The 23,324-nt window shown below is 70.1% G+C and carries 22 protein-coding genes, 1 tRNA gene and 2 pseudogenes; 13 read left to right on the plus strand and 12 right to left on the minus strand.

The window, feature by feature from the left end; translation table 11 throughout:
* The first annotated feature begins 48 nt into the window (after positions 1–48).
* Positions 49–810, plus strand: a complete 762-nt coding sequence (locus tag ACZ5TL_RS25415) for a phosphoglyceromutase (protein WP_468592596.1) — start codon at positions 49–51, stop codon at positions 808–810.
* A 362-nt stretch (positions 811–1,172) separates the two neighbouring features.
* Here the strand turns inward: ACZ5TL_RS25415 and ACZ5TL_RS25420 are convergent, their stop codons facing one another.
* Entirely contained in the window at positions 1,173–1,775 is a 603-nt protein-coding gene (locus tag ACZ5TL_RS25420) for a hypothetical protein (protein ID WP_468592598.1), read from the minus strand.
* A 664-nt stretch (positions 1,776–2,439) separates the two neighbouring features.
* Between ACZ5TL_RS25420 and ACZ5TL_RS25425 the strand changes: the two genes are divergently transcribed.
* The gene (locus tag ACZ5TL_RS25425; protein WP_468592599.1) at positions 2,440–3,234 is read left to right on the plus strand and encodes a serine/threonine protein kinase; all 795 of its coding nucleotides are present in this window, start codon (positions 2,440–2,442) and stop codon (positions 3,232–3,234) included.
* Positions 3,231–4,673, plus strand: coding sequence for a serine/threonine-protein kinase (locus tag ACZ5TL_RS25430; protein WP_468592600.1), 1,443 nt, complete (start codon positions 3,231–3,233; stop codon positions 4,671–4,673). Before ACZ5TL_RS25425 ends, ACZ5TL_RS25430 begins: the two co-directional genes overlap by 4 nt.
* 123 nt (positions 4,674–4,796) lie before the next feature.
* Here ACZ5TL_RS25430 and ACZ5TL_RS25435 read toward each other — a convergent pair whose 3' ends face one another.
* The 3 genes and pseudogenes from ACZ5TL_RS25435 to ACZ5TL_RS25445 form a co-directional block, all read right to left on the minus strand.
* On the minus strand, positions 4,797–5,267 hold the full coding sequence (locus ACZ5TL_RS25435) for a hypothetical protein (protein WP_468592602.1): 471 nt from the start codon (positions 5,265–5,267) through the stop codon (positions 4,797–4,799).
* A 113-nt stretch (positions 5,268–5,380) separates the two neighbouring features.
* Positions 5,381–6,322: a hypothetical protein gene (locus tag ACZ5TL_RS25440; protein ID WP_468592603.1), complete on the minus strand. Its 942-nt coding sequence runs from the start codon at positions 6,320–6,322 to the stop codon at positions 5,381–5,383.
* 392 nt (positions 6,323–6,714) lie between these two features.
* Positions 6,715–7,091 (minus strand): annotated as a pseudogene (locus tag ACZ5TL_RS25445) (MarR family winged helix-turn-helix transcriptional regulator); the annotation flags it as partial.
* 9 nt (positions 7,092–7,100) lie between these two features.
* On the opposite strand from ACZ5TL_RS25445, the gene ACZ5TL_RS25450 reads away from it, so the two are divergent.
* Complete coding sequence (locus tag ACZ5TL_RS25450; RefSeq protein WP_468592604.1) at positions 7,101–7,688, plus strand: DinB family protein; 588 nt, start codon at positions 7,101–7,103, stop codon at positions 7,686–7,688.
* A gap of 224 nt (positions 7,689–7,912) precedes the next feature.
* On the opposite strand, the gene ACZ5TL_RS25455 is transcribed toward ACZ5TL_RS25450, so the two are convergent.
* From ACZ5TL_RS25455 to phoU, 3 genes are all read right to left on the minus strand, one after another.
* Complete coding sequence (locus tag ACZ5TL_RS25455) at positions 7,913–8,164, minus strand: SCO4226 family nickel-binding protein (protein WP_468592605.1); 252 nt, start codon at positions 8,162–8,164, stop codon at positions 7,913–7,915.
* 217 nt (positions 8,165–8,381) lie between these two features.
* The gene (locus ACZ5TL_RS25460) at positions 8,382–8,537 is read right to left on the minus strand and encodes a hypothetical protein (RefSeq protein ID WP_468592607.1); all 156 of its coding nucleotides are present in this window, start codon (positions 8,535–8,537) and stop codon (positions 8,382–8,384) included.
* 137 nt (positions 8,538–8,674) lie between these two features.
* Entirely contained in the window at positions 8,675–9,376 is a 702-nt protein-coding gene (gene phoU, locus ACZ5TL_RS25465) for a phosphate signaling complex protein PhoU (RefSeq protein WP_468592609.1), read from the minus strand.
* 245 nt (positions 9,377–9,621) lie between these two features.
* Here phoU and phoR point away from each other — a divergent pair, with 245 nt between their 5' ends.
* On the plus strand, positions 9,622–10,911 hold the full coding sequence (phoR, locus tag ACZ5TL_RS25470; protein WP_468592610.1) for a two-component system sensor histidine kinase PhoR: 1,290 nt from the start codon (positions 9,622–9,624) through the stop codon (positions 10,909–10,911).
* Positions 10,908–11,588 carry a two-component system response regulator PhoP gene (gene phoP, locus ACZ5TL_RS25475; protein ID WP_468592612.1) on the plus strand — a complete coding sequence of 227 codons (681 nt, stop codon included), beginning with the start codon at positions 10,908–10,910 and terminating at the stop codon, positions 11,586–11,588. Before phoR ends, phoP begins: the two co-directional genes overlap by 4 nt.
* A gap of 107 nt (positions 11,589–11,695) precedes the next feature.
* Here phoP and ACZ5TL_RS25480 read toward each other — a convergent pair whose 3' ends face one another.
* A complete protein-coding gene (locus tag ACZ5TL_RS25480) occupies positions 11,696–12,382 on the minus strand; it encodes a copper chaperone PCu(A)C domain-containing protein (protein ID WP_468592613.1) in 687 nt (228 codons plus the stop codon).
* Positions 12,383–13,006: 624 nt separating this feature from the next.
* On the opposite strand from ACZ5TL_RS25480, the gene ACZ5TL_RS25485 reads away from it, so the two are divergent.
* The 6 genes from ACZ5TL_RS25485 to ACZ5TL_RS25510 all read left to right on the plus strand — a co-directional run bounded on the left by ACZ5TL_RS25485 (position 13,007) and on the right by ACZ5TL_RS25510 (position 19,419).
* Positions 13,007–13,489 (plus strand): CarD family transcriptional regulator, encoded by a 483-nt coding sequence (locus ACZ5TL_RS25485; protein ID WP_003953493.1) that lies wholly within the window; start codon positions 13,007–13,009, stop codon positions 13,487–13,489.
* 285 nt (positions 13,490–13,774) lie between these two features.
* The gene (gene ispD / locus ACZ5TL_RS25490; RefSeq protein WP_468592614.1) at positions 13,775–14,539 is read left to right on the plus strand and encodes a 2-C-methyl-D-erythritol 4-phosphate cytidylyltransferase; all 765 of its coding nucleotides are present in this window, start codon (positions 13,775–13,777) and stop codon (positions 14,537–14,539) included.
* Positions 14,529–15,050, plus strand: a complete 522-nt coding sequence (gene ispF / locus ACZ5TL_RS25495) for a 2-C-methyl-D-erythritol 2,4-cyclodiphosphate synthase (protein ID WP_468592615.1) — start codon at positions 14,529–14,531, stop codon at positions 15,048–15,050. Before ispD ends, ispF begins: the two co-directional genes overlap by 11 nt.
* 86 nt (positions 15,051–15,136) lie before the next feature.
* Positions 15,137–16,534, plus strand: coding sequence for a cysteine--tRNA ligase (gene cysS, locus ACZ5TL_RS25500; RefSeq protein WP_468592617.1), 1,398 nt, complete (start codon positions 15,137–15,139; stop codon positions 16,532–16,534).
* Positions 16,535–16,642: 108 nt separating this feature from the next.
* Entirely contained in the window at positions 16,643–17,584 is a 942-nt protein-coding gene (gene rlmB / locus ACZ5TL_RS25505; protein ID WP_468592618.1) for a 23S rRNA (guanosine(2251)-2'-O)-methyltransferase RlmB, read from the plus strand.
* A gap of 128 nt (positions 17,585–17,712) precedes the next feature.
* A complete protein-coding gene (locus tag ACZ5TL_RS25510; protein ID WP_468592619.1) occupies positions 17,713–19,419 on the plus strand; it encodes a DoxX family protein in 1,707 nt (568 codons plus the stop codon).
* Positions 19,420–19,659: 240 nt separating this feature from the next.
* On the opposite strand, the gene ACZ5TL_RS25515 is transcribed toward ACZ5TL_RS25510, so the two are convergent.
* The 3 genes from ACZ5TL_RS25515 to ACZ5TL_RS25525 form a co-directional block, all read right to left on the minus strand.
* The gene (locus tag ACZ5TL_RS25515) at positions 19,660–20,391 is read right to left on the minus strand and encodes a nucleotidyltransferase family protein (protein ID WP_468592620.1); all 732 of its coding nucleotides are present in this window, start codon (positions 20,389–20,391) and stop codon (positions 19,660–19,662) included.
* A 99-nt stretch (positions 20,392–20,490) separates the two neighbouring features.
* Positions 20,491–20,940: a hypothetical protein gene (locus ACZ5TL_RS25520; RefSeq protein ID WP_468592621.1), complete on the minus strand. Its 450-nt coding sequence runs from the start codon at positions 20,938–20,940 to the stop codon at positions 20,491–20,493.
* 217 nt (positions 20,941–21,157) lie between these two features.
* Positions 21,158–22,246: an ABC transporter ATP-binding protein gene (locus ACZ5TL_RS25525; protein WP_468592622.1), complete on the minus strand. Its 1,089-nt coding sequence runs from the start codon at positions 22,244–22,246 to the stop codon at positions 21,158–21,160.
* 237 nt (positions 22,247–22,483) lie between these two features.
* On the opposite strand from ACZ5TL_RS25525, the gene ACZ5TL_RS25530 reads away from it, so the two are divergent.
* A tRNA-Thr gene (locus ACZ5TL_RS25530) sits at positions 22,484–22,557 on the plus strand.
* Positions 22,558–22,619: 62 nt separating this feature from the next.
* Here ACZ5TL_RS25530 and ACZ5TL_RS25535 read toward each other — a convergent pair.
* A pseudogene (locus ACZ5TL_RS25535) lies at positions 22,620–23,285 on the minus strand (tyrosine-type recombinase/integrase); the annotation flags it as partial.
* Between the last annotated feature and the right edge of the window lie 39 nt (positions 23,286–23,324).

The raw sequence follows: 23,324 nt of genomic DNA on the forward strand, positions 1-23,324 counted from the left end.
GCCGGGCAGCCACGCGAACGGGCGAATGCGTGGATTACGCTCTGAGGCATGGCCGACGCACCGTACAAGCTGATCCTCCTCCGCCACGGCGAGAGCGAGTGGAACGCGAAGAACCTGTTCACCGGCTGGGTGGACGTCAACCTCAACGAGAAGGGCGAGAAGGAGGCAGTCCGCGGTGGCGAACTCCTGAAGGACGCCGACCTCCTCCCCGACGTGGTCCACACGTCCCTCCAGAAGCGCGCGATCCGCACGGCGCAGCTGGCCCTGGAGGCCGCGGACCGCCACTGGGTCCCGGTCCACCGCTCGTGGCGCCTGAACGAGCGCCACTACGGCGCCCTCCAGGGCAAGGACAAGGCGCAGACGCTCGCCGAGTTCGGCGAGGAGCAGTTCATGCTGTGGCGCCGTTCCTACGACACCCCGCCCCCGCCGCTGGACATCGACGCCGAGTACTCCCAGTTCTCCGACGCGCGCTACGCGACCCTCCCGCCGGAGGTGCGCCCGCGGACGGAGTGCCTGAAGGACGTCGTCGTCCGCATGCTCCCGTACTGGTTCGACGCGATCGTCCCCGACCTGCTGACCGGCCGTACGGTCCTGGTCGCCGCTCACGGCAACAGCCTGCGCGCCCTGGTCAAGCACCTGGACGGCATCTCCGACGCGGACATCGCGGGCCTCAACATCCCGACGGGCATCCCGCTGTCCTACGAACTCGACGCCGACTTCAAGCCGCTGAACCCGGGCGGCACGTACCTGGACCCGGAGGCGGCCGCGGCGGCCATCGAGGCGGTCAAGAACCAGGGCAAGAAGAAGTAACCCGCACGAATGCCCCCTACCGGCGGTTTTCCGGTGGTAGGGGGCTTGAGGCTGGGGCCGTCTCCGGGCTGTCGGCCGCTGTCCGAGCCGTCACGCCATCGGCCGGTCGGGCGCCTCAGCCCTGCGTGTCCGTCCGTCTCAGTTTCCGTCTCGCTCCTCCCCGTTCACAGCCGATCAGGGAGGACCACACGCGGGGCTCGTCTCGCGGCCCAACCGCAGGTGAACGCCCCTGCACACAGCCCAAGACGCCACCAACAGCCGCCCTGCGCCGCCACGCCCAAGGCGTTCGCCCAGGTCGGCGACCGAACCAGCCGCAAATGACCGCAGCTTCCCAAGCTGAGGGCGCCCGCCGCATGCCCGGGTTAGAGAAGGTCCCGCCAGAAGGGGGCCGTCGCTCGCGGGCTCCAGCCATCATCGACCTCGCCCCGCGCCTCGTCGAACTCCTGATGCATGTAGTCGGCCAGGTCCAGGCCGTAGTAGATGATGTCCGTCTGGCACATCGAGAGCACCGGATGCCCGAAGCTTCCCCGGCCGGCAGGCAGGTATCGGTGGGCATACACGGGCACCAGCACCGGTGCCTCCGCCAGATGATGCCGCGCCGTAGCCAGTGCCGCCGTCCCGTCGGCTGGACGCTCACCCCAGCCCTCGTACCAGAACCCGTTGTGCTCAACGTCGAGCAGAACACCCTCGACCGGCCAGTCGAGTTGTCGACGCAAGCTGTCCAAATCGCCGCCGCGCCACTCCGGCCAGGGCCTGGACCAGGTCTGCCCGTCCTCGGGAGGGACGTTGACCGGGAGTCCGGCCGCAAGAAATGCTCGGTGATCGTCCGCGAACTCGAAGCCGCACTCGCGCTCGATGCGCGTGAACTCGGCGTCCGTCAGCCCCGGCTCGAACTCATAGAGGCCTGTCTGAGCCAGGCGACGTGCGGCCTCCTCACCCAGGCGTACTCCCTCATTACTGATCACCGCCGCACGGTAGCGCCGACCGCAGCCAACCGTCACCCGAGTTATGCGCGGACTCCGTCTCAGTCTCCCTCTCATTCAGCAGCGTTCACGCTCGTTCAAGGGAGACCCGCCCGCGCACACGTCCTGGCAGTCAGCCGCCCATGAACCCAGGTGAATGCCCCCGCACACACCCCAGCAGGCCACCGACACAGTCGGAAAGCGGGCACATCGATCGACTATCCGGCATTGGTGTCGGTGCCCGCTTGCAGTCAGCCCGATCTTGTGGCGAGCGCGCGCTCGCCACAAGATCGGGCTGACTCGGTGCCGAGCCCACAGCCGGCACACGGAACTCCCTCGACCGCTCTCGGGATACGGACATGCCGGCCGGCCTTCCGTACCGGCCGGGCCGCTCCTCAAGCAGTCGCCGGAGAAGGGGGCCGTCGTTCCGGACAGTTCGGAGCCCCGGTCACTGGACTGGCCGGTGCCCTTCCGGAGCAGTCGCGCCGCCGAGGCTCGTACCTGAACGATCGCGTTCACCTTCGGGCAGATAACAATTCCATGACATACGCAGGCGCGTGGCGGTGATGAAGCACTCTGTCAGGCACACGCCCAAACCGCATGAGTGCTAAGGGTGCCCAGGCGCTGGTCAGGCCCCAGGAGCAGGACAAGACCAACGGAGGATTGGTTGGAGACCGTGCTGATCCATTTACCCGCGTCGGCTACGGACGGGCCTGAACCCCAGGGACTGTCGCTGCTGCCCGGGCAGAAGGCGCGCTTCGGCCGCGGAATTCCGGAGTGCCCCGTGGACATCGCTCTGCCGGATCCGGCGGTGCCCCGGCTGGCCGGGGAGATCGTGGCCGTCGACGTCTACTGGCAGCTGAGCAACCTCAGTGGCGGCTCCGCCCTACTGGTGGAGAACCCGGAGGGTGCCGGTGAGTTCGTCCGGATCCCGCCCGGACGGCTGGCCGCCCCGATCCCGTTCGAATTCAGCAGGGTGGTGCTGGCCACCCATGGTGGCACCATCGGCTTTCAGGTCTTCGCCCCCTGCCACAGCCACCTGGAGACATCCGGGGAAACCGCAGAGCGGGGCGCCATGACCACAACCCCCTTCGCCCTGGACCCCAACGCAACCTACTTCAAGGTGCTGGTGGCGCTGTGCGAGCCACGTCTGCGGGACGCCTCCACCGCAGTGGTCCCCTCCACAGCCAACGTCGTGGCCCGGCTGCAGCCGCACCCCGACCACCAGGGACTCAGCAGGAGCGCAGTGGACTTCCACATCGACTATCTCGCCGGCACCAAGCTGCGGCTGCGGCCTCCCGATTCGGGCGCCGGGCTGAGCTGGAAGCGGGAGACGCTGGTGTCCACCGCACTGCGCTTCGGGCTGGTCGGGGAGGACCACCTGTCACTGCTGCCCCCGCGAGGAGCCGCGGCAAGGGCACGGCGGGCGGGACGAACGGCAGTGGCGGAGAGCTCGCCATGACCGCCGGAGCTGCCGGACTGCGCGGCACCGGAGCAGGCGGCGACTGGGCGGTCCTCGTACCGACGGGCTACCGGGTGGGGCCATGGGAAGTGGTCTCCCCCCTCGCGTCCGGGAACTGGGGCAGCGTCTACGCCGCACGGCGAGAGGGCTCCGACGGAGAGACGGCCGGATCGCCACCGGCTGAGGTGGCCCTGAAGTTCGTGGCAACGGCCGCGCTGGGACCGGGCCGCTCCCGCCAGTTGCGGGAACTGGCCCAGCGTGAGGTGGAGTTCAGCCAGAACACCGACCACGACCGGCTCATCCGGATCCTGGAGACATTGGTGGTGGCCGACGAGAAGCGGCCCGACCTGGACGGCGCCGTCGTCCTGGTCATGGAACGCGCCGTGGGCAGCCTGCAGGACCAGCTCGACGCGGCATCGGGTTCCGCGCCGCTCCCGGACGCCGCCCGGACGATCATCCAGATCTGCGAAGGCCTCGTCCACCTCCACGCGGAGGGCTGGGTGCACGGCGACCTCAAGCCGGCCAACGTGCTGGTCATGCCTGATGGCTCGGTCCGCCTGGCCGACTTCGGCCTGGTCTCCCGGCTGGACGGCACCCACGGATATGCGCCGCCCCTCGGATCGCCGGACTACCTGCCGCCGGAGCGTTGGCAGGACGGGCTCGGCGAGCGCGGAGTCCCAGTGCGTCCCACAGCCGACATCTGGGCTCTGGGGGTCACCACGCACCAGATCCTCACCGGGGGGACCCTGCCCTTCGCCGGTGCCACCGCTGGGGCACGCACGGCGGCGGCCCAGGAGTACGCTTCCGGAAGGGCGCCGCTGCGCCTGCACCCCGGTCTCGACGACGCCTGGCGGGACTTCGTCACCCGTTGCCTTGCCCCCGACCACGCAGGCCGGTCCCCTGCTACGGCCGATCAACTATTGGCCGTGGCTCGCGGGTTGTCCGACACGGACGCCCGGCGCCGGCGCACTCGGCCCCGGCGACTTGCCGTCTGTGCGGTCGCGGCCGCCCTGGTACTGGCTGCCGGAACCGCCGGCGGCTGGTGGTGGTTCTCCGGGCGGGACGGAGGCCGCCCCGCGAAGGCCGACACCACGGCGCGGATCACCGTCTACAACATCGAGGCTCCGTGCCACAGGCAGACCGAGCGACTGCGCGCCTGCAGCATGGGCCTGGCCCTGGACCCGTACCAGAAGTACGAGGCAGGCAATGTTTCCGAGCGGCGGATATGGCACGGGGATGCATTGCAGGCCGACTGCGTGGTGTACGACGGGGACTGGGTGGCCGACGAGACCGGCGTGGGCACCGCCCGCTGGTACCGGGTGCGGGTCCCCGAGGAGCCGTCCGGACACGCCTGGTTCCCGGCCGTCCGCACCAGGGAGGAGCCGACCTCGCTGCCCGAGTGCAAGGACAGCGCCAGACCGAGCAGCAACAGTTCCTGAACGACCCGAGCCACGGCAGGCCTGGTCGAGGGCGGCTGCCCGGGGGTGCGGGTGACGCGCCTGTGCCTCGCCCCCTCGGGAGCGAGGCACAGGTTCGTCGCACGCCGCTCCGGGCGCGCCGGATCAGGTCATGAACCTGCCCCCGCAGTAGGACTCGGGCACCCACCTGTGTGAGCTGATGGCGTCATTGATGACGTACCCGCTGGTGAAGTAGTCGTCGGTCAGGTTGCTGGCGTAGAACTCGCTCCGCTTGAGGCAGCTGGACCCGCCTGCCCAGTCGGTGCCCGTTCCGTTGAAGAACTGGACAGCGTGCCAGGCCGTGTCGGTCGTCCCCGCGTTCAGAACCGAGCTTGCCCTGTTGGTGTCACTGCCCTGGAAGGCACCCTGGCCGTTGCCCCAGTTCGAGTCGTCGCCCGGCGTCCGGCCCAGCAGCTCACCACCACAGTTGCTGTGCTGGTACGCAGCCATGCTGCCTGCCGGCAGGCTGTGCCAGGCGTTGTCACACGCAGCGGCTGCGTTCGCGGAACCGGTGGGGACGAGCACCCCGAAGACTGCGGCGCCGAGGGTCACGAGTGCGGCGGTTGTCTTGCGCACGTATTCTCCTTTATCAAGTTGCGGACAGGGACATCCCGCAGATTGGCCACCTGCGGAAACCTGGGACCCGCCGGAAACACCAGACAGCTGGGACTTTCCAGCGGGAGTCGAGATCAGGCGCCGACGATATGCTTGGCGCGATCCAATGCCGCCAGTCGCATGCGCTTGAATGCAGTGATTTCCTCACTGTAGCGACTGGTTTTCTTCGGGCGGTATTCGCCTTCCAGTGTGCGGGCCGTGTCGGCAAGAGAAGACTCTCTGGCGCATTCGGCCTCGTCCACCGCAAGCTTTACTTCCACGGCATGGGCCGAAGCGTCGCTCAACCCTTCAGTGAGAGGGCCAAGTTTCGTACGGATCTCAAACGGGTCGGAGTAATTCTGGCCTTTGCCATCCATGCACAGCGACCACGCCGCAAGTGACTTTTTGAAACGCGCGTCCCTGGAAAGATCCGGAACATACAGAGGAGTGAGATTGGTGGCGATCTTCTCGGTGCGGAACCAGGTCTTGAACTCGCCGTACAGTTGGCCCTTCGCCCTGGCCCAGCAGCTGTCGCGAGGCGTCTCGACGGTACCGCCTCCCGGTAGTGCGGCCGATATCATGCCACTCGACGGGGTGCCGTCGAGCACTGTCCTGTAGCGGACACGCTCATCTTGGGCCAGCGAGTTCATATACGTGACATTCGGGCCGTTGCGTCGGGCAGCTTCGGCGTCCCGCCTGAACTGTCCACCGTAGCCGTATTTCTTTGCCCAGCCGACATCGTCAAGTACGAATCCCGAACCCTTTCGGCTGTCGACGCTCTCCACCGCCGTAACCCAGAACCGGAATCCTGCTTTCTCCATGCATTTCTTGACAAGGAGCTGTTCGGCCCTTTCGAGTAAGACTTCCTCGGCCACGGCCAGTTCCCGCAACCGGCCCTCAGGCGGTACTGACTCATGCTGTTCCGAAGAGGCAGTGACGCTGCAGCCGGCGATTCCGACGGCCGCGATCAGCGGCGCAACCGCGACCGCCGCGCACAGGACACGTCTGGCAGCTGGAGAACGATCGCCGGACAGCATGATCCCCCCTTTGCAAGTCTTTCTCACAGCCGTCGAAGCAGTTCCTCCGCAAGCGCGTGGTTCGCCTTCCGCTCCGATCGACAGGGTCCGCACCGGCGGTGCCCTAGAGCGGGACGTTAGGGGCGGTGCGGCATTCTCGGGTACCTGCGAAGTCGCAGGGGTCCGCCTCGGCCTCAGGTGAGCTCGCAGCCTCCACGCCGTGATGGCCGGTCAGCGCGGCGTCGGCAGCACTGCGCCGCCGGCCCTGTTCGCGACGCTGTCGGCTGCCGCCAGTCACTCTCGTCTGCGTGGACTCCGGCGCGAGCCACTGACGCCTGCCGGCCAGCACAGTCGAGACGTCAGTCAGCCGAGGGGTCAGACCCGCCAGCAGCGTCAGCACGTCACATCCTCACTGTCAGCCGTACCAGCCGCCCGCGCCTGTCGCCGGGATCCTCGGCGCGCTCCACCAGCCCGGCCGCCTCCATCCGGTCCACCAGACGCGTCGCCCACCCGTGGTCAGCACCTGCTCCTGGGCGATGGCCCGCATCGGCGGCCCGGGATCGCCCGCCCGCCCCAGGATGAGCAGCACCTCGAACATCAGATGACTGATGCCGCACTCCAGCTCCAGCGACCGCCCGAGGATGTACTCCAGCCGGTTCGCAGCCCCCTGCAACCGCCCGAACGCCAGCACCAGCGCGTTGTCCGCGGCATCCTTCGGCGACGAGATCTCCGTCGGCTCTTCCACGTTCCCACCGCCCGACTGGGCCACGCCCGAGGCCGTACGAGGCATGATCGGTGGATGCATGGTGTGGTTCACCCTGGCGGAACGCGCGGAGCGGGGTCCTTCCGAGGTGAGCAGGCCGCCGCTTCTGCGGCCCAGGCAAACAGGCCCCCGCTCCCGGGTTCTCCGCCGGGAGCCCGATATTCGGTGGCGGGGCCGCCACTGGAGATGAAGTGCGCGGGCCTGGACGCCGAGCAGATGGCCCGGCGGTCCGCCCCGCCGTCCACGATGTCCCTGCTCGGACTGGTGCGTCACCTGACCGAGGGGGAACGGCACTTCCGCCGGGTGATGGCCGGTGAGGACGCGCCGAAGCTGTACCGCACGGACGAGGACCGCGACGGCGACTTCAACGGTGCGACCGCCGACTCGGCGGTCGTCGAAGCCGCCTGGCGCCAGTGGCGCACGGAGGTGGAACGCACCGACCGCTACCTGGCCGGCGTCACCGACCTCGCCACCACCAACGCCGGCCACTCCGACCTCGGCCCCGAACCCGGCGGCCGTCACGAACTCCGCGACCTCCTGATCGCGCAGATCGCCGAGTACGCCCGCCACTGCGGTCACGCCGACCTCCTGCGCGAGCGGATCGACGGCCGCGTGGGGCAGTGACCACCGCCGATGCGCCAGGACCCGCACCGGGACCCACGCGGACGCCGTATCAGGAGCGCCGCACCCGACACATGTTGGGACCCGGACCCGGACCCGGAGGCCATGCGCTACATCGGCGAGGCTCGGTTGCCGCTCACGGGAGGCACACCACCTCGCGTGACGGGTGCGCGGCCGCGAAGGGACCTACGAGCGGCCGGCATCGGCCGAAGCCGGCCGCCCTGCGCTCACTGCACCGTCAGCGGCACCGGATGGATCTCGTCCGCCTTGTGCCCGGCCCGCTCATGGATCCGCTGGACCGCTTCCGCCGAAGGCGCCTCCGAGAGGCAGTAGACGAGGCCGGACTCCGGGTCCGCCCAGGCCCGCTCGAAGTGGACCTGCTCGTCCTTCTCTATGGCGAGGTCCGCGTTGTGGGCCTCGCGCAGTTGCTCTTCCGTGATGCCCTTCATGCTGTGGTGGACATCCATGAACTTGCCCATGATCAAGCGCCTCCGTCCGTACGAGCCCTCCCTCTCCATGCTCCGCCCGTACGCTCACGATGGCGACCCACGACAACGCCCCGCGACAGAGGCCCACGACGGCGATCCGCAACCCGCGAACCAAGACGGCGCCCCGCAACGCCGCCCCGCAACGCCGCAGGGCCCCGGCGCACCGCCGGGGCCCTGCGGCAAGGTCGTACCCGACCAGCCGCCGGCGTCAGCCGCACTGGCAGGGGCTGCCCGACTGGCACCCGCAGCCGCAGCCCGAGCCGCAGCCGCACGCGGCGATCATGGGCAGGTTCCTGATCTCGGCGGGCTGCTCGGTCTCGCGCTGCCGCGTGGGGTCGGGCGTGGTGCTGGGGGATTCGGCCATGGGTCCTCCTAGAGGCTGGTGCCTGTGCCCATTGGACGCCCGTTCCGCTGGGCGCATCAACGGCGCACTGAGGCGCCCGCGCGCCCTGGCCGATCCCCGCCCGGCGCTTTCACGCCGGTCCGCGCGGCCGGGCGGAGTCAGGCGCTCTCCGCCCCCGGAACCGCCTGGATCTCCGGCTGCACATCCGCCTGCAGCTCATCCGCGTGCTCACCGGTCACCAGGTAGACCACGCGCTTGGCCACCGACACCGCGTGGTCGGCGAACCGCTCGTAGTAGCGGCCCAGCAGCGTGACGTCCACGGCCGTCTCGATGCCGTGCTTCCAGCGGTCGTCCATCAGATGCTGGAAGAGCGTGCGGTGCAGCAGGTCCATCGCGTCGTCGTCCTGCTCCAGCTGGAGCGCCAGGTCGACGTCCTTGGTGATGATCACCTCGGCGGCCTTCGCCATCAGGCGCTGCGCGAGCTGGCCCATCTCCAGGATGGTGGCGTGCAGGTCGCTGGGGACAGCGCGGTCCGGGTAGCGCAGGCGCGCGAGCTTCGCCACGTGCTGGGCGAGGTCGCCCGAGCGCTCCAGGTCGGCCGACATCCGCAGCGACGTGACGACGATGCGCAGGTCCGTGGCGACCGGCTGCTGGCGTGCCAGCAGGGCGATGGCCCGGGCCTCCAGTTCGTGCTGGAGCTCGTCGACCCGCTGGTCGGCCTCGATGACGTTCTCGGCGAGCTTCAGGTCGGAGTCGAGCATGGCGGTCGTGGCGCGTCCGATCGCCGACCCGACCAGCCGGGCCATCTCCACCAGACTGTCGCTGATCGAGTCCAGTTCCTCGTGGTACGCGTCCCGCATCAGGGTTCCCTCTCGTGCGTCTGTGTCGGGGGTCCAGGGGCCGGGGCCCGCCGGACAACCGGCGGTACGACCGTCGTATTACCGAAGGTCCGGACCCCACGCTCCCACGTTCCAACCCGGACGCGTCCGTTTCCGTCATCTCGAATGAACCCATACTGGCTCCAAGGTGAACTCTGGGCGACGAGTGTTCGAGCTCGTGGCCCGACGGCTGTGGAGGGTGCCCGACCCATGCCTAACCTGGGTGCATGGACGTGAACGCGGCGGTCGCCGCAGCGGCAGCGATCGCCGGGGTGCTCACCGGCGTCATCGCCATGCTCGCGTTCCGCTGGAGTGAGCGCGAGCAGAGTCGCCCCACCCGTAGCTCCCTGCACACGGACGCGGTGCTCCCGCCGGGCGTGGACACGGTCCTGTCGGTCCTCAGGTCCTCCGCCGTCGTGCTCGACGAGGCGGACGCCGTCGTCAAGGCCAGCTCGGCGGCGTACGCCCTCGGCCTGGTCCGCGGCGGCAAACTCGCCGTCGAGCCGATGCTGCAGATGGCCCGGGACACCCGGCGCGACGGAGAGATACGCCAGGTGGAGCTGGACCTGCCACGGCGCGGCACCGGACGCGGAGAGGCCCTGGCCGTCTCCGCGCGGGTCGCGCCGCTCGGTTCCCGGCTGGTGCTGCTGCTCGTGGAGGACCTGACCGAGGCCCGCCGCATCGAGGCGGTCCGGCGCGACTTCGTCGCCAACGTGAGCCATGAGCTGAAAACGCCCGTCGGTGCCCTCTCGCTGCTCTCCGAGGCCGTCATGGACGCCTCCGACGACCCCGAGGCGGTCCAGCGGTTCGCCGGGCGCATGCAGATCGAGGCCACCCGGCTCACCAGCCTGGTGCAGGAACTCATCGACCTGTCACGGGTGCAGAACGACGACCCGCTGGAGGACGCCGAGCCGGTCCGCGTCGACGAGCTCGTCGCCGAGGCCGTCGACCGCTGCCGGCACCAGGCCGGCACCAAGCAGATCACCATGGCCGCGGGGGGCACCGCCGACCTGCACGTCTGGGGCAACCGTGGCCAGCTCGCCGCCGCTCTCGGCAACCTCGTCGAGAACGCGGTCAACTACTCGCCCGCCCGCACCCGCGTCGGCATAGCGGCCCGCAGGCTGAACGCGCCCGGCGGAGAACACATCGAGATCGCCGTCACGGACCAGGGCATCGGCATCTCCGACAAGGACAAGGAGCGCATCTTCGAGCGCTTCTACCGCGTCGACCCCGCCCGATCCCGTGCCACGGGTGGCACCGGACTGGGACTGGCGATCGTGAAGCACGTGGCCGCCTCGCACGGCGGGGAGGTCACGGTGTGGAGCGCCGAAGGCCAGGGCTCCACCTTCACCCTGCGGCTGCCCGAGGCCGGTGCGGCCCGCGACCGCGCACATCAGCAGCCCGCCCGAGAGACACGCGCAGGAGGCGCGGGCCTCGACGAGGCCGGGCGGTCCACTCCCTCATCACCCGAATCAGCCGCGTACGAAACGCATCCTGCCCCGGAGGTCCTTCCGTGACCCGAGTGCTCGTCGTCGAGGACGAGGAGTCCTTCTCCGACGCCCTGTCGTACATGCTCCGCAAGGAGGGCTTCGAGGTCGCCGTCGCGGCCACCGGGCCCGAAGGACTCGACGAGTTCGAGCGCAACGGCGCCGACCTCGTCCTCCTCGACCTGATGCTGCCCGGCCTCCCGGGCACCGAGGTCTGCCGCCAGCTGCGCGGCCGTTCCAACGTCCCCGTCATCATGGTGACCGCCAAGGACAGCGAGATCGACAAGGTCGTCGGCCTGGAGATAGGAGCCGACGACTACGTCACCAAGCCGTTCTCCTCGCGCGAGCTGGTCGCGCGGATCCGGGCCGTGCTGCGCCGCCGCGGCGAGCCCGAGGAGGTGACCCCGGCCGCGCTGGAGGCCGGGCCGGTCCGGATGGACGTCGACCGGCACGTGGTCACCGTCGGCGGCACCAAGATCGACCTCCCGCTGAAGGAGTTCGACCTGCTGGAGATGCTGCTGCGCAACGCCGGCCGGGTGCTGACCCGCATGCAGCTCATCGACCGGGTCTGGGGTGCCGACTACGTCGGTGACACCAAGACCCTCGACGTCCACGTCAAGCGCCTGCGTGCCAAGATCGAGCCGGACCCGGGCGCCCCGCGCTACCTGGTGACGGTCCGCGGCCTGGGCTACAAGTTCGAGCCGTAGATCGGCCGCGCACGACAGCGGACAGCGGTACAGCGACCCAAGCGACACGAAGGGCGGGCCCTCTCGGAGGAGAGGGCCCGCCCTTCGCTACGACTGTCCCGCGGGGCTCAGTGCCCGGCGCCCGCACCGGCCGAGGCGCTCGTGGAGCCCGCGTCGGTCGGCGTGCCCGGCGTCTCGCCCGCGGCGGGGCTCTCGGTGCCGGCCGGCGAGCCGGAGGGGCTCTCCGACGGCGAACCCGACGGCGCACCCGAGGGGGACGAGGAGGCGCCCGGCGCGGCCGGCACATCGGTCGGGCCCCACTCGGCGAAGTGGTGCTCGGCGGGGACGACGAAGGCGCGCAGGCTCACGTCGCCCGTCTTGCTGAAGGTGAAGGTGACCTTCTGGGCGTTGCCGTCCTGCACGGCCTCGCGGCTGCTCGGCAGGATGGCGGTGGCGTTGTCCTCGCCGCCCAGGATCAGCGAGCCGCCGGCCGGGATGGTGAGGCTGCCGCCCTTGGCGGGCTTGAGCTCAGCGGTCTTGCCGGTGCCGGGCAGGGTGACGGACTCCAGCGTCTCGTCGGTGCTGCCCTCGTTGAAGAAGGTCGCGGAGATCGCGGCCGGGCCGGTCGACTCCAGGTCGGGCTGCGTGATCACGATCGCGTTCTGGATCTTGATGTCCCCGACACTCGTGGCCGCGTGGTCCGGCTGGACCTCCAGGGTCTGGGCGTTGTTGCCGGCTCCGCACGCGGCGAGCGAGGCGATCGAGAACGCGATGGCGGCAGCGGCGAGGGCGCCGCGTCGAAGGCTGCTGCTCACGGCGGCGGGAACTCCTTGACTCGGGCTGAGCGGCCGATAAAGCCGCCCTAAGTGTCTGTCAGCGGGCCTTAGGTTACCGAGCCGCTCCCGCCCGGCCGCACCCGACCCCCCGGGCGCCTCTGATGCCGCCTGTGTCACAGATGACGCAGGCGGCACAGGCGCAGATGACTCGTGTGTCACAAGTGAAGCCTGCGTCACATTGCCGAGGGGCTCGTCCCGCATTCACATAAGAGCCCCGGCCGGTCGCGCGAAATTTCCGTGAAGGAATGCGCGACCACCTCGGAATTGATCACCCCGGGCCGGTCGGGGCACGTCGTGATCAATTCCGGATTCGACCGGAACCCGGCTCGGGCCTCCGAACGGAGTAGCGGAAGTCGATCACATGGAACCGGACATATGGGGATCTTCGGCCATCTGGAGGGTGCTCCGGATGCGTGTAACGTACGCGTTTCGCTCGCCCCGGAGAGCCGCTCCCACCTGCGAATACCTTCTTCCACTCCCTGTCCGAAGCACGTTCCTGTCGGAGTTGTCAAGCCCCGAGATATGCCCTGACCTGCGAAAACGCCATTCAGAACCCGCAGTTTCCGTGTTACCCTGGATAGCCACGGAAGGGGTACCTGTCACATGACGTTCAAGGTTGGCGACACCGTGGTCTATCCCCATCACGGGGCCGCGCTGATCGAGGCTATCGAAACTCGCCAGATCAAAGGCGTGGACAAGACCTACTTGGTGCTGAAGGTCGCCCAGGGTGACCTGACAGTGCGTGTGCCAGCGGACAATGCGGAGTTCGTCGGCGTGCGTGATGTGGTCGGTCAGGACGGGCTGGACCGGGTCTTCGAGGTGCTGCGCGCGCCGTACGCCGAGGAGCCCACGAACTGGTCCCGTCGATACAAGGCAAACCTGGAGAAGCTCGCCTCGGGCGATGTCATCAAGGTCGCGGAAGTGGTGCGTGACCTGTGGCGTCGTGAGCGCGAGCGTGGACTCTCCGCCGGTGAGAAGCGCATGCTCGCCAAGGCCCGCCAGATTCTGGTGAGCGAACTCGCCCTGGCGGAGAACACCAACGAGGACAAGGCCGAGGCCCTGCTCGACGAGGTGCTCGCCTCCTGAGGCGAAGCCTGTCGCTCAGCACTGTGCTGATCAAGGCTGCACATCGAAATGCCGCGGTGCCCGATGACGAATTTCCCGTCGCCGGGCGCTGCGGCATGTTCGTACTCCGGCGCCGATGCGCCGTCACCCCGGGATGTGTTATCACTCACGACCCGGTACTTGGCGTGCCGGGCCCGGGCAGCCGCCTCGACCGGCGTCACGGAAGGGACCGGTCGAGCGCGTCGCGCCCGGCACTCCTCCAGGCCATACCCACGCCAGGCCAGCACACAAACCTGACAGGAACCGATGACTGACGATTCGCGCCCTTCGCCGTCGGCCACCCCCGCCGCGGCCCGTACGGCGGCCGTGATTCCGGCCGCCGGCCGTGGTGTACGGCTCGGCCCGGGCGCCCCCAAGGCGCTCCGCGCGCTGGGCGGCACCCCCATGTTGATCCACGCGATCCGTGCGATGGCCGCCTCCCGTGCCGTCTCCCTGGTCGTCGTCGTGGCACCGCCCGACGGTGCCGCCGAGGTCAGGTCGCTGCTCGACGCGCACGCGCTGCCCGAGCGGACGGACTTCCTCGTCGTCCCCGGTGGCCGGACCCGCCAGGAGTCCGTGAAGCTCGGCCTGGACGCGCTGCCCGCCGGCCACGGCATCGTCCTGGTGCACGACGCGGCCCGGCCGCTGGTCCCGGTCGACACGGTCGACGCCGTGATCGAGGCCGTACGGGACGGTGCCCCGGCCGTGGTCCCGGCGCTGCCGCTCGCCGACACGGTCAAGCAGGTCGAGCCCGCGGGGACGCCCGGCGAGCCGGAGCCGGTCGTGGCCACGCCGGAGCGCGCGCGGCTGCGGGCGGTGCAGACGCCGCAGGGGTTCGACCGGGCGACGCTGGTCCGGGCGCACGAGACGGTGACCGGCGAGGTCACCGACGACGCCGGCATGGTCGAGCAGCTCGGCCTCACCGTCGTGGCCGTCCCCGGTCACGAGGAGGCCTTCAAGGTCACCCGCCCCCTGGATCTGGTCCTCGCCGAGGCGGTCCTGGCCCGCAGGAGGCTCAACGATGGCTTCTGAGGCATCTGATGTCCGGCTGCCGCCGGGTGGGTTCCCGCTGCCCCAGGTCGGCATCGGCACCGACATCCACGCCTTCGAGGAGGGCCGCGAGCTGTGGTGCGCCGGTCTGAAGTGGGAGGACGCGGGCCCGGGCCTGGCGGGCCACTCCGACGCGGACGTCGTGGCCCACGCGGCCTGCAACGCCCTCTTCTCCGCCGCCGGACTGGGCGATCTGGGCCAGCACTTCGGCACGGGCCGGCCCGAGTGGTCGGGCGCGTCGGGTGTGACCCTCCTGACGGAGGCCGCCCGGATCGTCCGCGAGGCCGGCTTCTGGATCGGCAACATCGCCGTACAGGTGGTGGGCCCGAGACCGAAGATCGGCAAGCGCAGGGACGAGGCTCAGAAGCTGCTGTCGGAGGCGGCCGGAGCACCGGTTTCCGTATCGGGCGCGACGACGGACGGCCTGGGCTTCCCGGGCCGCGGCGAGGGACTGATGGCGGTGGCGACGGCGCTGGTGGTCCGGGCCGGCTGAGCGCGGGCTCCATGTGAAGGTCACGAATGCGGGCGCCGTGAACAGAAGGTCGTGAGGCACACCCGCGGGCCTACTACCCTGGTGTCGTGACTATTCGCCTGTACGACACCAGCGCCCGGCAGATCCGTGACTTCTCCCCGCTCACCCCGGGTTGTGTCTCGATCTACCTGTGCGGTGCCACCGTGCAGGCCGCACCCCACATCGGACACATCCGGTCGGGGCTGAACTTCGACATCATGCGCCGCTGGTTCGAGCACCGCGGCTACGACGTCACGTTCGTGCGGAACGTGACGGACATCGACGACAAGATCATCGCCAAGTCGGCCGACCAGAACCGCCCATGGTGGGCCATCGGCTACGAGAACGAGCGGGCGTTCAACGACGGCTACCACGCCCTCGGCTGCCTGCCCCCGACCTACGAGCCGCGTGCCACCGGCCACATCACCGAGATGGTCGAGATGATGCGCGGCCTCATCGAGCGTGGGCACGCCTACGAGGCCGACGGCAACGTCTACTTCGACGTGCGCTCCTTCCCGGGGTACCTGAAGCTGTCCAACCAGGAGCTGGACAACCTCCAGCAGCCGTCCGGCGCCGGCGAGACCGGCAAGCGCGACCCGCGGGACTTCGCCATGTGGAAGTCGGCGAAGCCGGGGGAGCCCAGCTGGGAGACCCCCTGGGGCCGCGGCCGCCCCGGCTGGCACCTGGAGTGCTCGGCGATGGCGCACAAGTACCTGGGGACCGCCTTCGACATCCACGGCGGCGGCCTCGACCTGGTCTTCCCGCACCACGAGAACGAGATCGCGCAGGCCAAGGCCTACGGCGACGACTTCGCCCAGTACTGGCTGCACAACGCCTGGGTCACCATGAGCGGCGAGAAGATGTCCAAGTCGCTCGGCAACTCGGTCCTGGTCAGCGAGATGGTCAAGCGCTGGCGGCCCATCGTGCTGCGCTACTACCTCGGCACCCCGCACTACCGCTCGATGATCGAGTACAGCGAGGAGGCCCTGCGCGAGGCCGAGTCGGCGTTCGCCCGGATCGAGGGCTTCGTGCAGCGCGTCGTGGAGAAGGCCGGTGCCGTCGAGCCCGCCGCCGAGGTTCCGCTCGCCTTCGCCGAGGCCATGGACGACGACCTGGGCGTGCCGCAGGCGCTCGCCGTGGTGCACACCACCGTCCGGCAGGGCAACAGCGCGCTGGCCGCCGACGACAAGGAAGCCGCGGTGGCCCGGCTCGCCGAGGTCCGCGCGATGCTCGGCGTCCTCGGCCTCGACCCGCTCGACCCGCACTGGGCCGGGGAGAGCGACCGGGGTCAGGACCTGCACGGCGTGGTCGACACGCTCGTCCGCATGGTCCTCGACCAGCGCGAGGCCGCCCGGGCCCGCAAGGACTGGCCCACCGCGGACGCCCTCCGCGACCAGCTGAGCCAGTCCGGCCTGGTCATCGAGGACGGCCCGCAGGGACCGCGCTGGAGCCTCGGCCCACGCTGAGACGACCCCGATCCGGGAGATCGATTCCGGAAGATCGATTGTGCCGCCCGGGCCTGAGGGCGGCACACTGCATAGACGTACGTCACCGCACCCACAGACAGGTAGGTCATGGCAGCCAACAACCGCCGCATGTCCGGCAAGAAGGGCGCGCAGGTCGGCAGTGGCGGCCAGCGGCGCAAGGGCTTGGAGGGCAAGGGCCCCACTCCGCCCGCCGAGATGCGCAAGGGACACAAGAAGAACCGTGTCGCGTCCGCCAAGGCGCGGCAGACCGCGCGCCGTCCCGCGCCCCGGGGCCGCGGCGGCAAGTCCACGTCCGAGCTGGTCGTCGGCCGCAACCCGGTCTACGAGGCGCTGCGCGAGGGCGTGCCCGCCTCCACGCTGTACGTCCAGCAGTTCATCGACAACGACGAGCGCGTCCGTGAGGCCCTCCAGCTCGCCGCCGAGCGCGGCGGGATCAACCTCATGGAGGCCCCCCGCCCCGAGCTCGACCGGATGACGAACGGGCTCAACCACCAGGGCCTCGTGCTCCAGGTCCCGCCGTACGAGTACGCGCACCCCGAGGACCTCGCCGGCGCCGCCGCCGACGCGGGCGAGGACCCGCTGATCGTCGCGCTCGACGGGGTGACCGACCCGCGCAACCTCGGCGCGGTCGTCCGGTCCGTCTCCGCCTTCGGCGGGCACGGCGTCGTCGTGCCCGAGCGGCGGGCCGCCGGGATGACGGCCGGTGCCTGGAAGACGTCCGCCGGTACGGCCGCCCGTACGCCCGTCGCCCGCGCCACCAACCTGACGCGCGCGCTGGAGGCGTACAAGAAGGCCGGCATCGTGGTCGTCGGTCTCGCCGCCGACGGTGAGGCCGAACTCGGTGAACTGGAGGCCCTGGGCGGGCCCGTCGTCATCGTCGTCGGCAGCGAGGGCAAGGGGCTGTCCCGGCTGGTCGGGGAGACCTGCGACCACCGGGTGCGGATCCCGATGCCGGGCGGTGCCGAGTCGCTCAACGCCGGTGTGGCGGCAGGCATCGTGCTCTACGAGGCGGCCCGCCGACGCGCCTGAACAGAAGTCCGCCGCTTCACCCGTACGGGGTAATTGCGGGGTCATCGGGGCGAGGAGGGCAAGCTTGACGGGGTCCGGACACATCCGGCGGGTCAAAGCAGTGTCCTAACCCGACGTCACTCGGTTAGATGAGTGTGGACACCAGAACACCCCGCACACCCACGGGGGACCGCTCGTCGGGACTCGACGACGCTCCCGCGCTGAGCATGGTGAAGGTGCCGAGCGACCCGGCACAGGTGATCGTCAACCACGCGAGTTTCCGCGTGCAGTTGGGCGTATCGACGCCTCGCGTCCAGTCCTCACGGGTCGCACGGCATCTGACCGCCACCGAGGACACCGCCCGCATCCCCGTCGTCACCGCCGGGGGCGTGGCGGACGGGGCCGCCGCCCGGCGCCGGCCGGTCGTCTGGAGCGGCAGATCCGAGCCCGACGACACCGGCGCCCACCGGCTCCTGCAGGCCGTGCGGCACGAGAGCGTCCGCCACGCCGACGAGCCCGCCTCCGACACCGGAGCCACCCAGGTCATCGACCGCGTGGGCCCGGGCTACGACACCCCCGGACACCAGGGTGCCGGGTACGCCGGCGCCGGATACCCGGGCGACGGCTACGAGGACGACCTCACCCAGACCGTCGAGACCCCGGTCGTCGGACCCCAGCGCACCCACGACCCCGCCGCCGGCACCCGGCTGCTGCCCTCCATGCGCACCGTCGGCAGCGCCTACGACGAACCCGCCTACGCGGACGGGGAGTTCGAGGACCCCGCCGAGGCGGACGAGTCCGGGCGGCGCGTCAAGCGCCACGGCGACGACCCGGCCCGGCACTCCTACTACCCGGGCCGCCGGATGAACCTCGGCGTCGTCCTGGTCCCGCTGCGGGTCTTCCTCGGCTTCATCTCCATCTACGCCGGCATGGGCAAGCTGTGCGACCCCGTCTACTTCGACGGCGGCAAGCGCGGCTCCATGGTCAAGTGGCTCAACACCCTGCATCCCTGGGACGTCGCCGAGCCGCTGCGCCAGTTCGCCCTCGAACACCCGGTGGGCTCCGGCCTGGTCATCGCCTTCGCGCAGGTCATCGTCGGCGTCCTGACGGTCCTGGGCTGCTGGCAGCGCGTCGCCGCCGCCTTCGGCGCCCTGCTGTCGGCTGCGCTGCTGGTCACCGTCAGCTGGAAGAGCGTCCCCGCCTACGAGACCCCCGACATCATCTACCTCGCCGCCTGGTCCCCGCTGATCATCGCCGGTGCGCCCGTCTACTCCGTCGACGGCCGCCTGGCCGGCAGAGCCTGGCGCCGCCTCGGGCCCCGCGCCGACATCTGGGACCTGCGCCGCTACGTACTGCGCCGGGGTGCCCTCGTCACCGCCGTCGCGACCGGTCTCACCCTGCTCGTCGGCTCGCTGCTCGGCGGCGCGGTCCGTGACGCCGACCGGATCGTCGTCCCGGGCCCCGGCGAGGCCCCGCGCAACGAACTGCCCGGCTCCCCGCTCCCGGCCGAACCCGGCGAGCGGCAGGACGAGAAGCGGACCCCGTCGGCCTCCTTCTCGCCCACCCAGGGCGCCACGGCCGGCTCGGCCAGCCCCAGCGCGGGCACCACGACCAGGCCGCCGGAGGCCACCCGGGACGCCGGCACGGTCACCGGCGGCTCCCCGAGCCAGACCCAGGGCACCGTCGGCCAGGCCCCGCCGCAGCAGCCCTCCCCGGAGGGGCAGGCACCCAGCACCTCGTCCGGCCCCACCTCCGGCGGCACGGCGACGGGCGGCGCGGGCTCGACCGGCGGCTCGGGCGACGGCGGATCCTCCTCCACGGGCCGCCCCGGCCTGGTGGGCGGCCTGCTGGGCTAGCCGCAGGCCCCGGGCAGCACAAGGGCCCCGCACCTTCGACTACTTCGGATACCGCTGGCGAATTCGGCGGACGGCCGGCAAGTGGTGCGAGAGTCTCAGCGACACGCCGTGCACGCGGCGTGTCGCTGAGACTGTGCGGACACTTGGCTCCCGCCGCGCAGCATTCGCCAACGGCATCTCGACTACTTCGAGGTGCGGGCCCTTCGCGTGTCCCAGGGGCGCGGGGTTGTGCCCGGGCTGTCAGCGTCCCAGCCCGGCCAGTTCCTTCGCGGCCTCCGTCAGGTCCTTCGCCGTGTCGATGGCACGCCAGTAGGACCCCTGGGGGATCGTGAACCCGGCCAGCCGCCGTTCGCGGGCCAGCCGCGGGAACGTCGTGCGCTCATGGTCCCCGCGTCCGGGCAGCAGCCCCGCGAACTCGGGGGAGAAGACGTACACACCCGCGTTGATCTCGAAGGTCGACGGCGGGGCCTCGATGAAGTCCGTGATGCGGCCGAAACCGTCCGTCTTCACCGCGCCCCACGGCAGCCGGGGACGGGCCAGCGCCAGCGTCGCGACCGCGTCCCGCTCGGTGTGGAAGTCGGCCATGTCCCGCAGCGAGAACCGCGTCCAGATGTCCCCGTTCGTGGCATACCAGGGCTGGTCGGGGTGCGGGAGACGCGCCGCGGCGTACTTCAGACCGCCGCCGCGTCCGAGCGGCTCCGACTCCACGACGGTCGTGACGGAGACGGGCAGGTCGGCCGTCTCAAGCCACTTCTGCAGTACCTCGGCGAGGTGGCCGCAGGAGACCACCACGTCCGTCACGCCCTCTTCGGCGAGCCAGGACAGCTGATGGCCGATGATCGGAGTCCCCGTCCCGGGGATCTCGACCATCGGCTTGGGCCGGTCGTCGGTGTACGGGCGCAGCCGGGAGCCCTGGCCTCCGGCCAGAACGACGGCTTGAACGGGGCGGGACGCGGCGCTCGGATCGCTCATGAGACCGAACTGTACGTGGCGTCCCGCCCGGGACAGCGGCTGACGACCCTTGCCGGGTCGGCCGTTACGGACTTCCCACCCGGTGGCAGGGTGGTGCGCTCAGCCGTGCGCGGCGGCGACGCCGGTGGCGAAGGCGGTGTCGCAGACCGGGCGGGCGTAGGACTGGGCGCGGGTCGGGCCGTAGACGCGGACGGCGGCCTGGCCGAGGGCGCGGGCAATGGACGCGCAGTGTTTCGCCAGCGACGGGCGGCCGTTGACGGCCTGCTGGAGGTGGGTGAGGGCGACGCCCGGGTTCTCCTCCTGCAGTTCCGTCAGCAGCTTGTCCCGCAGGACGTCCTGCGGGGCGCGCTTGGCGGCCCGTGGAGTGCCGACGGAGGTGTCCGCGGCGGTGAGCACCGGATCGGTGGAGTTCCCCGACCAGTTGACTCGGGTGACCGCGAGGGTCCCGGAGAGCACCAGGACGACGGGCAGGACGAATGCGAGGGTGCGGCCGATCCGGCGGGCGGGGCCCCGGCCGCGTCGCGTCTGTGGGGTGTTGGAGTGCTTCACGCGTGTGAGGGTAGCGCCCGGTAATGGTTTGTAGACATTTAGTCACCGGTTCGGGGGATGAGAGAGTGCCCCTTCGTGGGTAGGGGGTTGACGCACACTGCTCGAAACGTCCGGTCTGCCGGGGTATTTGTCGACAACGAGAAGGGCCCCGCAGCAGGCTGCGGGGCCCTCTTCGTCAACCCGGGTGAATCACCCGGCGTTGTGCGTTCGCCAGAGGTCAGTCGGACAGGCGAGCGCCCGTGGAGGTAGAGAACACGTGGCTCTCGCCGGAGCGCGGCACGACGTGCAGCGTGCTGCCCTTCTCCGGGACGTCACGGCCGCTGACACGGACGACGAGGTCCTTGGCGTCGTCGCCGACCTGGGCGGTGCCGTACACGTAGGCGTCGGCGCCCAGCTCCTCGACCACGTTCACCGTCACCGCGAGGCCCAGCTCGGCGTCCGCGCCGGCCACCTCGAAGTGCTCGGGGCGGACGCCGACGGTGACGGTCTTGTCGGTGGCGGCGGCGATCGCGTCACGCTGCACCGGAACGACCGACTTGCCGAACATCACACCGCCGTCGGTGATCGGCACCTCGACGAGGTTCATCGCCGGGGAGCCGATGAAGCCGGCCACGAAGAGGTTGGCGGGCTTGTCGTACATGCTGCGCGGGGTGTCGATCTGCTGGAGCAGACCGTCCTTGAGGACCGCCACGCGGTCGCCCATCGTCATGGCCTCGACCTGGTCGTGGGTGACGTAGACGGTGGTGATGCCCAGGCGGCGCTGGAGCGAGGCGATCTGCGTACGCGTCGAGACACGGAGCTTGGCGTCCAGGTTGGACAGCGGCTCGTCCATGAGGAACACCTGCGGCTCACGCACGATGGCGCGGCCCATGGCGACACGCTGGCGCTGACCACCGGAGAGCGCCTTCGGCTTGCGGTCCAGGTACTCCGTGAGGTCGAGGATCTTCGCGGCCTCCTCGACCTTCTGCCGAATCTCCGCCTTGTTGACGCCGGCGATCTTGAGCGCGAAGCCCATGTTGTCGGCGACCGTCATGTGCGGGTACAGCGCGTAGTTCTGGAACACCATGGCGATGTCCCGGTCCTTCGGCGGCAGGTGCGTGACGTCGCGGTCACCGATGCGGATGGCGCCGCCGTTGACGTCCTCGAGCCCCGCGAGCATGCGGAGCGAGGTGGACTTGCCGCAACCGGACGGGCCGACCAGGACGAGGAACTCGCCGTCCTCGATGTCGATCTCCAGCGCGTCGACGGCGGGCTTGGTGGAACCCGGGTAGATCCGGGTCGCCTTGTCGAACGAGACAGTGGCCATGGTGAATGAACCCCTTCTACCGGCAGGAACGTGCCGGACGATCCGAGTAGGAAGGCGGTGCCACGACGGTGTTCCGTTGTGGTGTAGTCCACGCGTGTGAACTGGCTCAGGACGGTACCTGGCGTTCATACGTCTGTCAGTAGTTCCGGGCCTGTGAACTTCGCGGAAATTTTCGACAGCGGCCCTCGGGGACCTGGGTACACTGCTCGGGCACGTACGGGGTCACCCCGCGTACGGGCCTCCTTAGCTCAGCTGGCCAGAGCAACGCACTTGTAATGCGTAGGTCGTCGGTTCGAATCCGACAGGGGGCTCTGCAAAGGTCAGGTCACATAGCCTTTGACCTGGCCTTTTGTGTTGCTCGGGGCATGGCGCGTCACACGGCCGGGGTGCCGTGAGATTGCTTCTTCTTGGCCCTGGCCTCGGCTTTCGCCTTGTCCTTGGCCTTCTTGGCGGCCCTGCGGGCCTGCTGTGCCTCGGTCTTCCGCTGAAGCGGCACCAGCCTGGCGGTGGCCTCGACCGCGTTCCTGCCCACCTGCAGCGGGACGCTCCGGCAAATGTCCCGCGTGATCAGTGTCGCTGTGCCCGAGTGTGTCCGACACGATCTTCACGCCGGTGCCGGCGGCGAGCATGAGCGTGGCCGCCCCGTGCCGAAGATCGTGCAGCCGATCGACGGGAGCCGCCCGGAGGCGGCGACGAGGCGCTCGAAGAGGTCGGTCACCTTCCCGGGGTGGAGCCAGGAGCCGTCTTCCTGGGTGAAGACCATGCCGGTCTTGCCCCAGGCGGATCCCCACTCCTCGTGGTCCGCATCCTGTTGTTCGCGGTGGCGCTTCAGGACGTTGACGGTGTCGTCGTCGGGCGCGACCACGCGGAAGCCGCTGTCCGTCTTGACCACATCGCGTACATCCGGTCCCCGGCGAGGAAGTCGAGGAACGCGCCAGTCTGTTCGGGCGTCCAGACCATGGCAGGGGAGGGCTTCTCACCCGGCTGCTCCCACCTGGCGACCCGCGCGTCGGTCCACACCCAGGGCCTTCGGCTTGCGCCCGAGATCGAAGCCGCCGCTGGGGCCGGTGCGGGCGCA

The sequence above is a fragment of the Streptomyces sp. NPDC033136 genome (assembly GCF_055578235.1).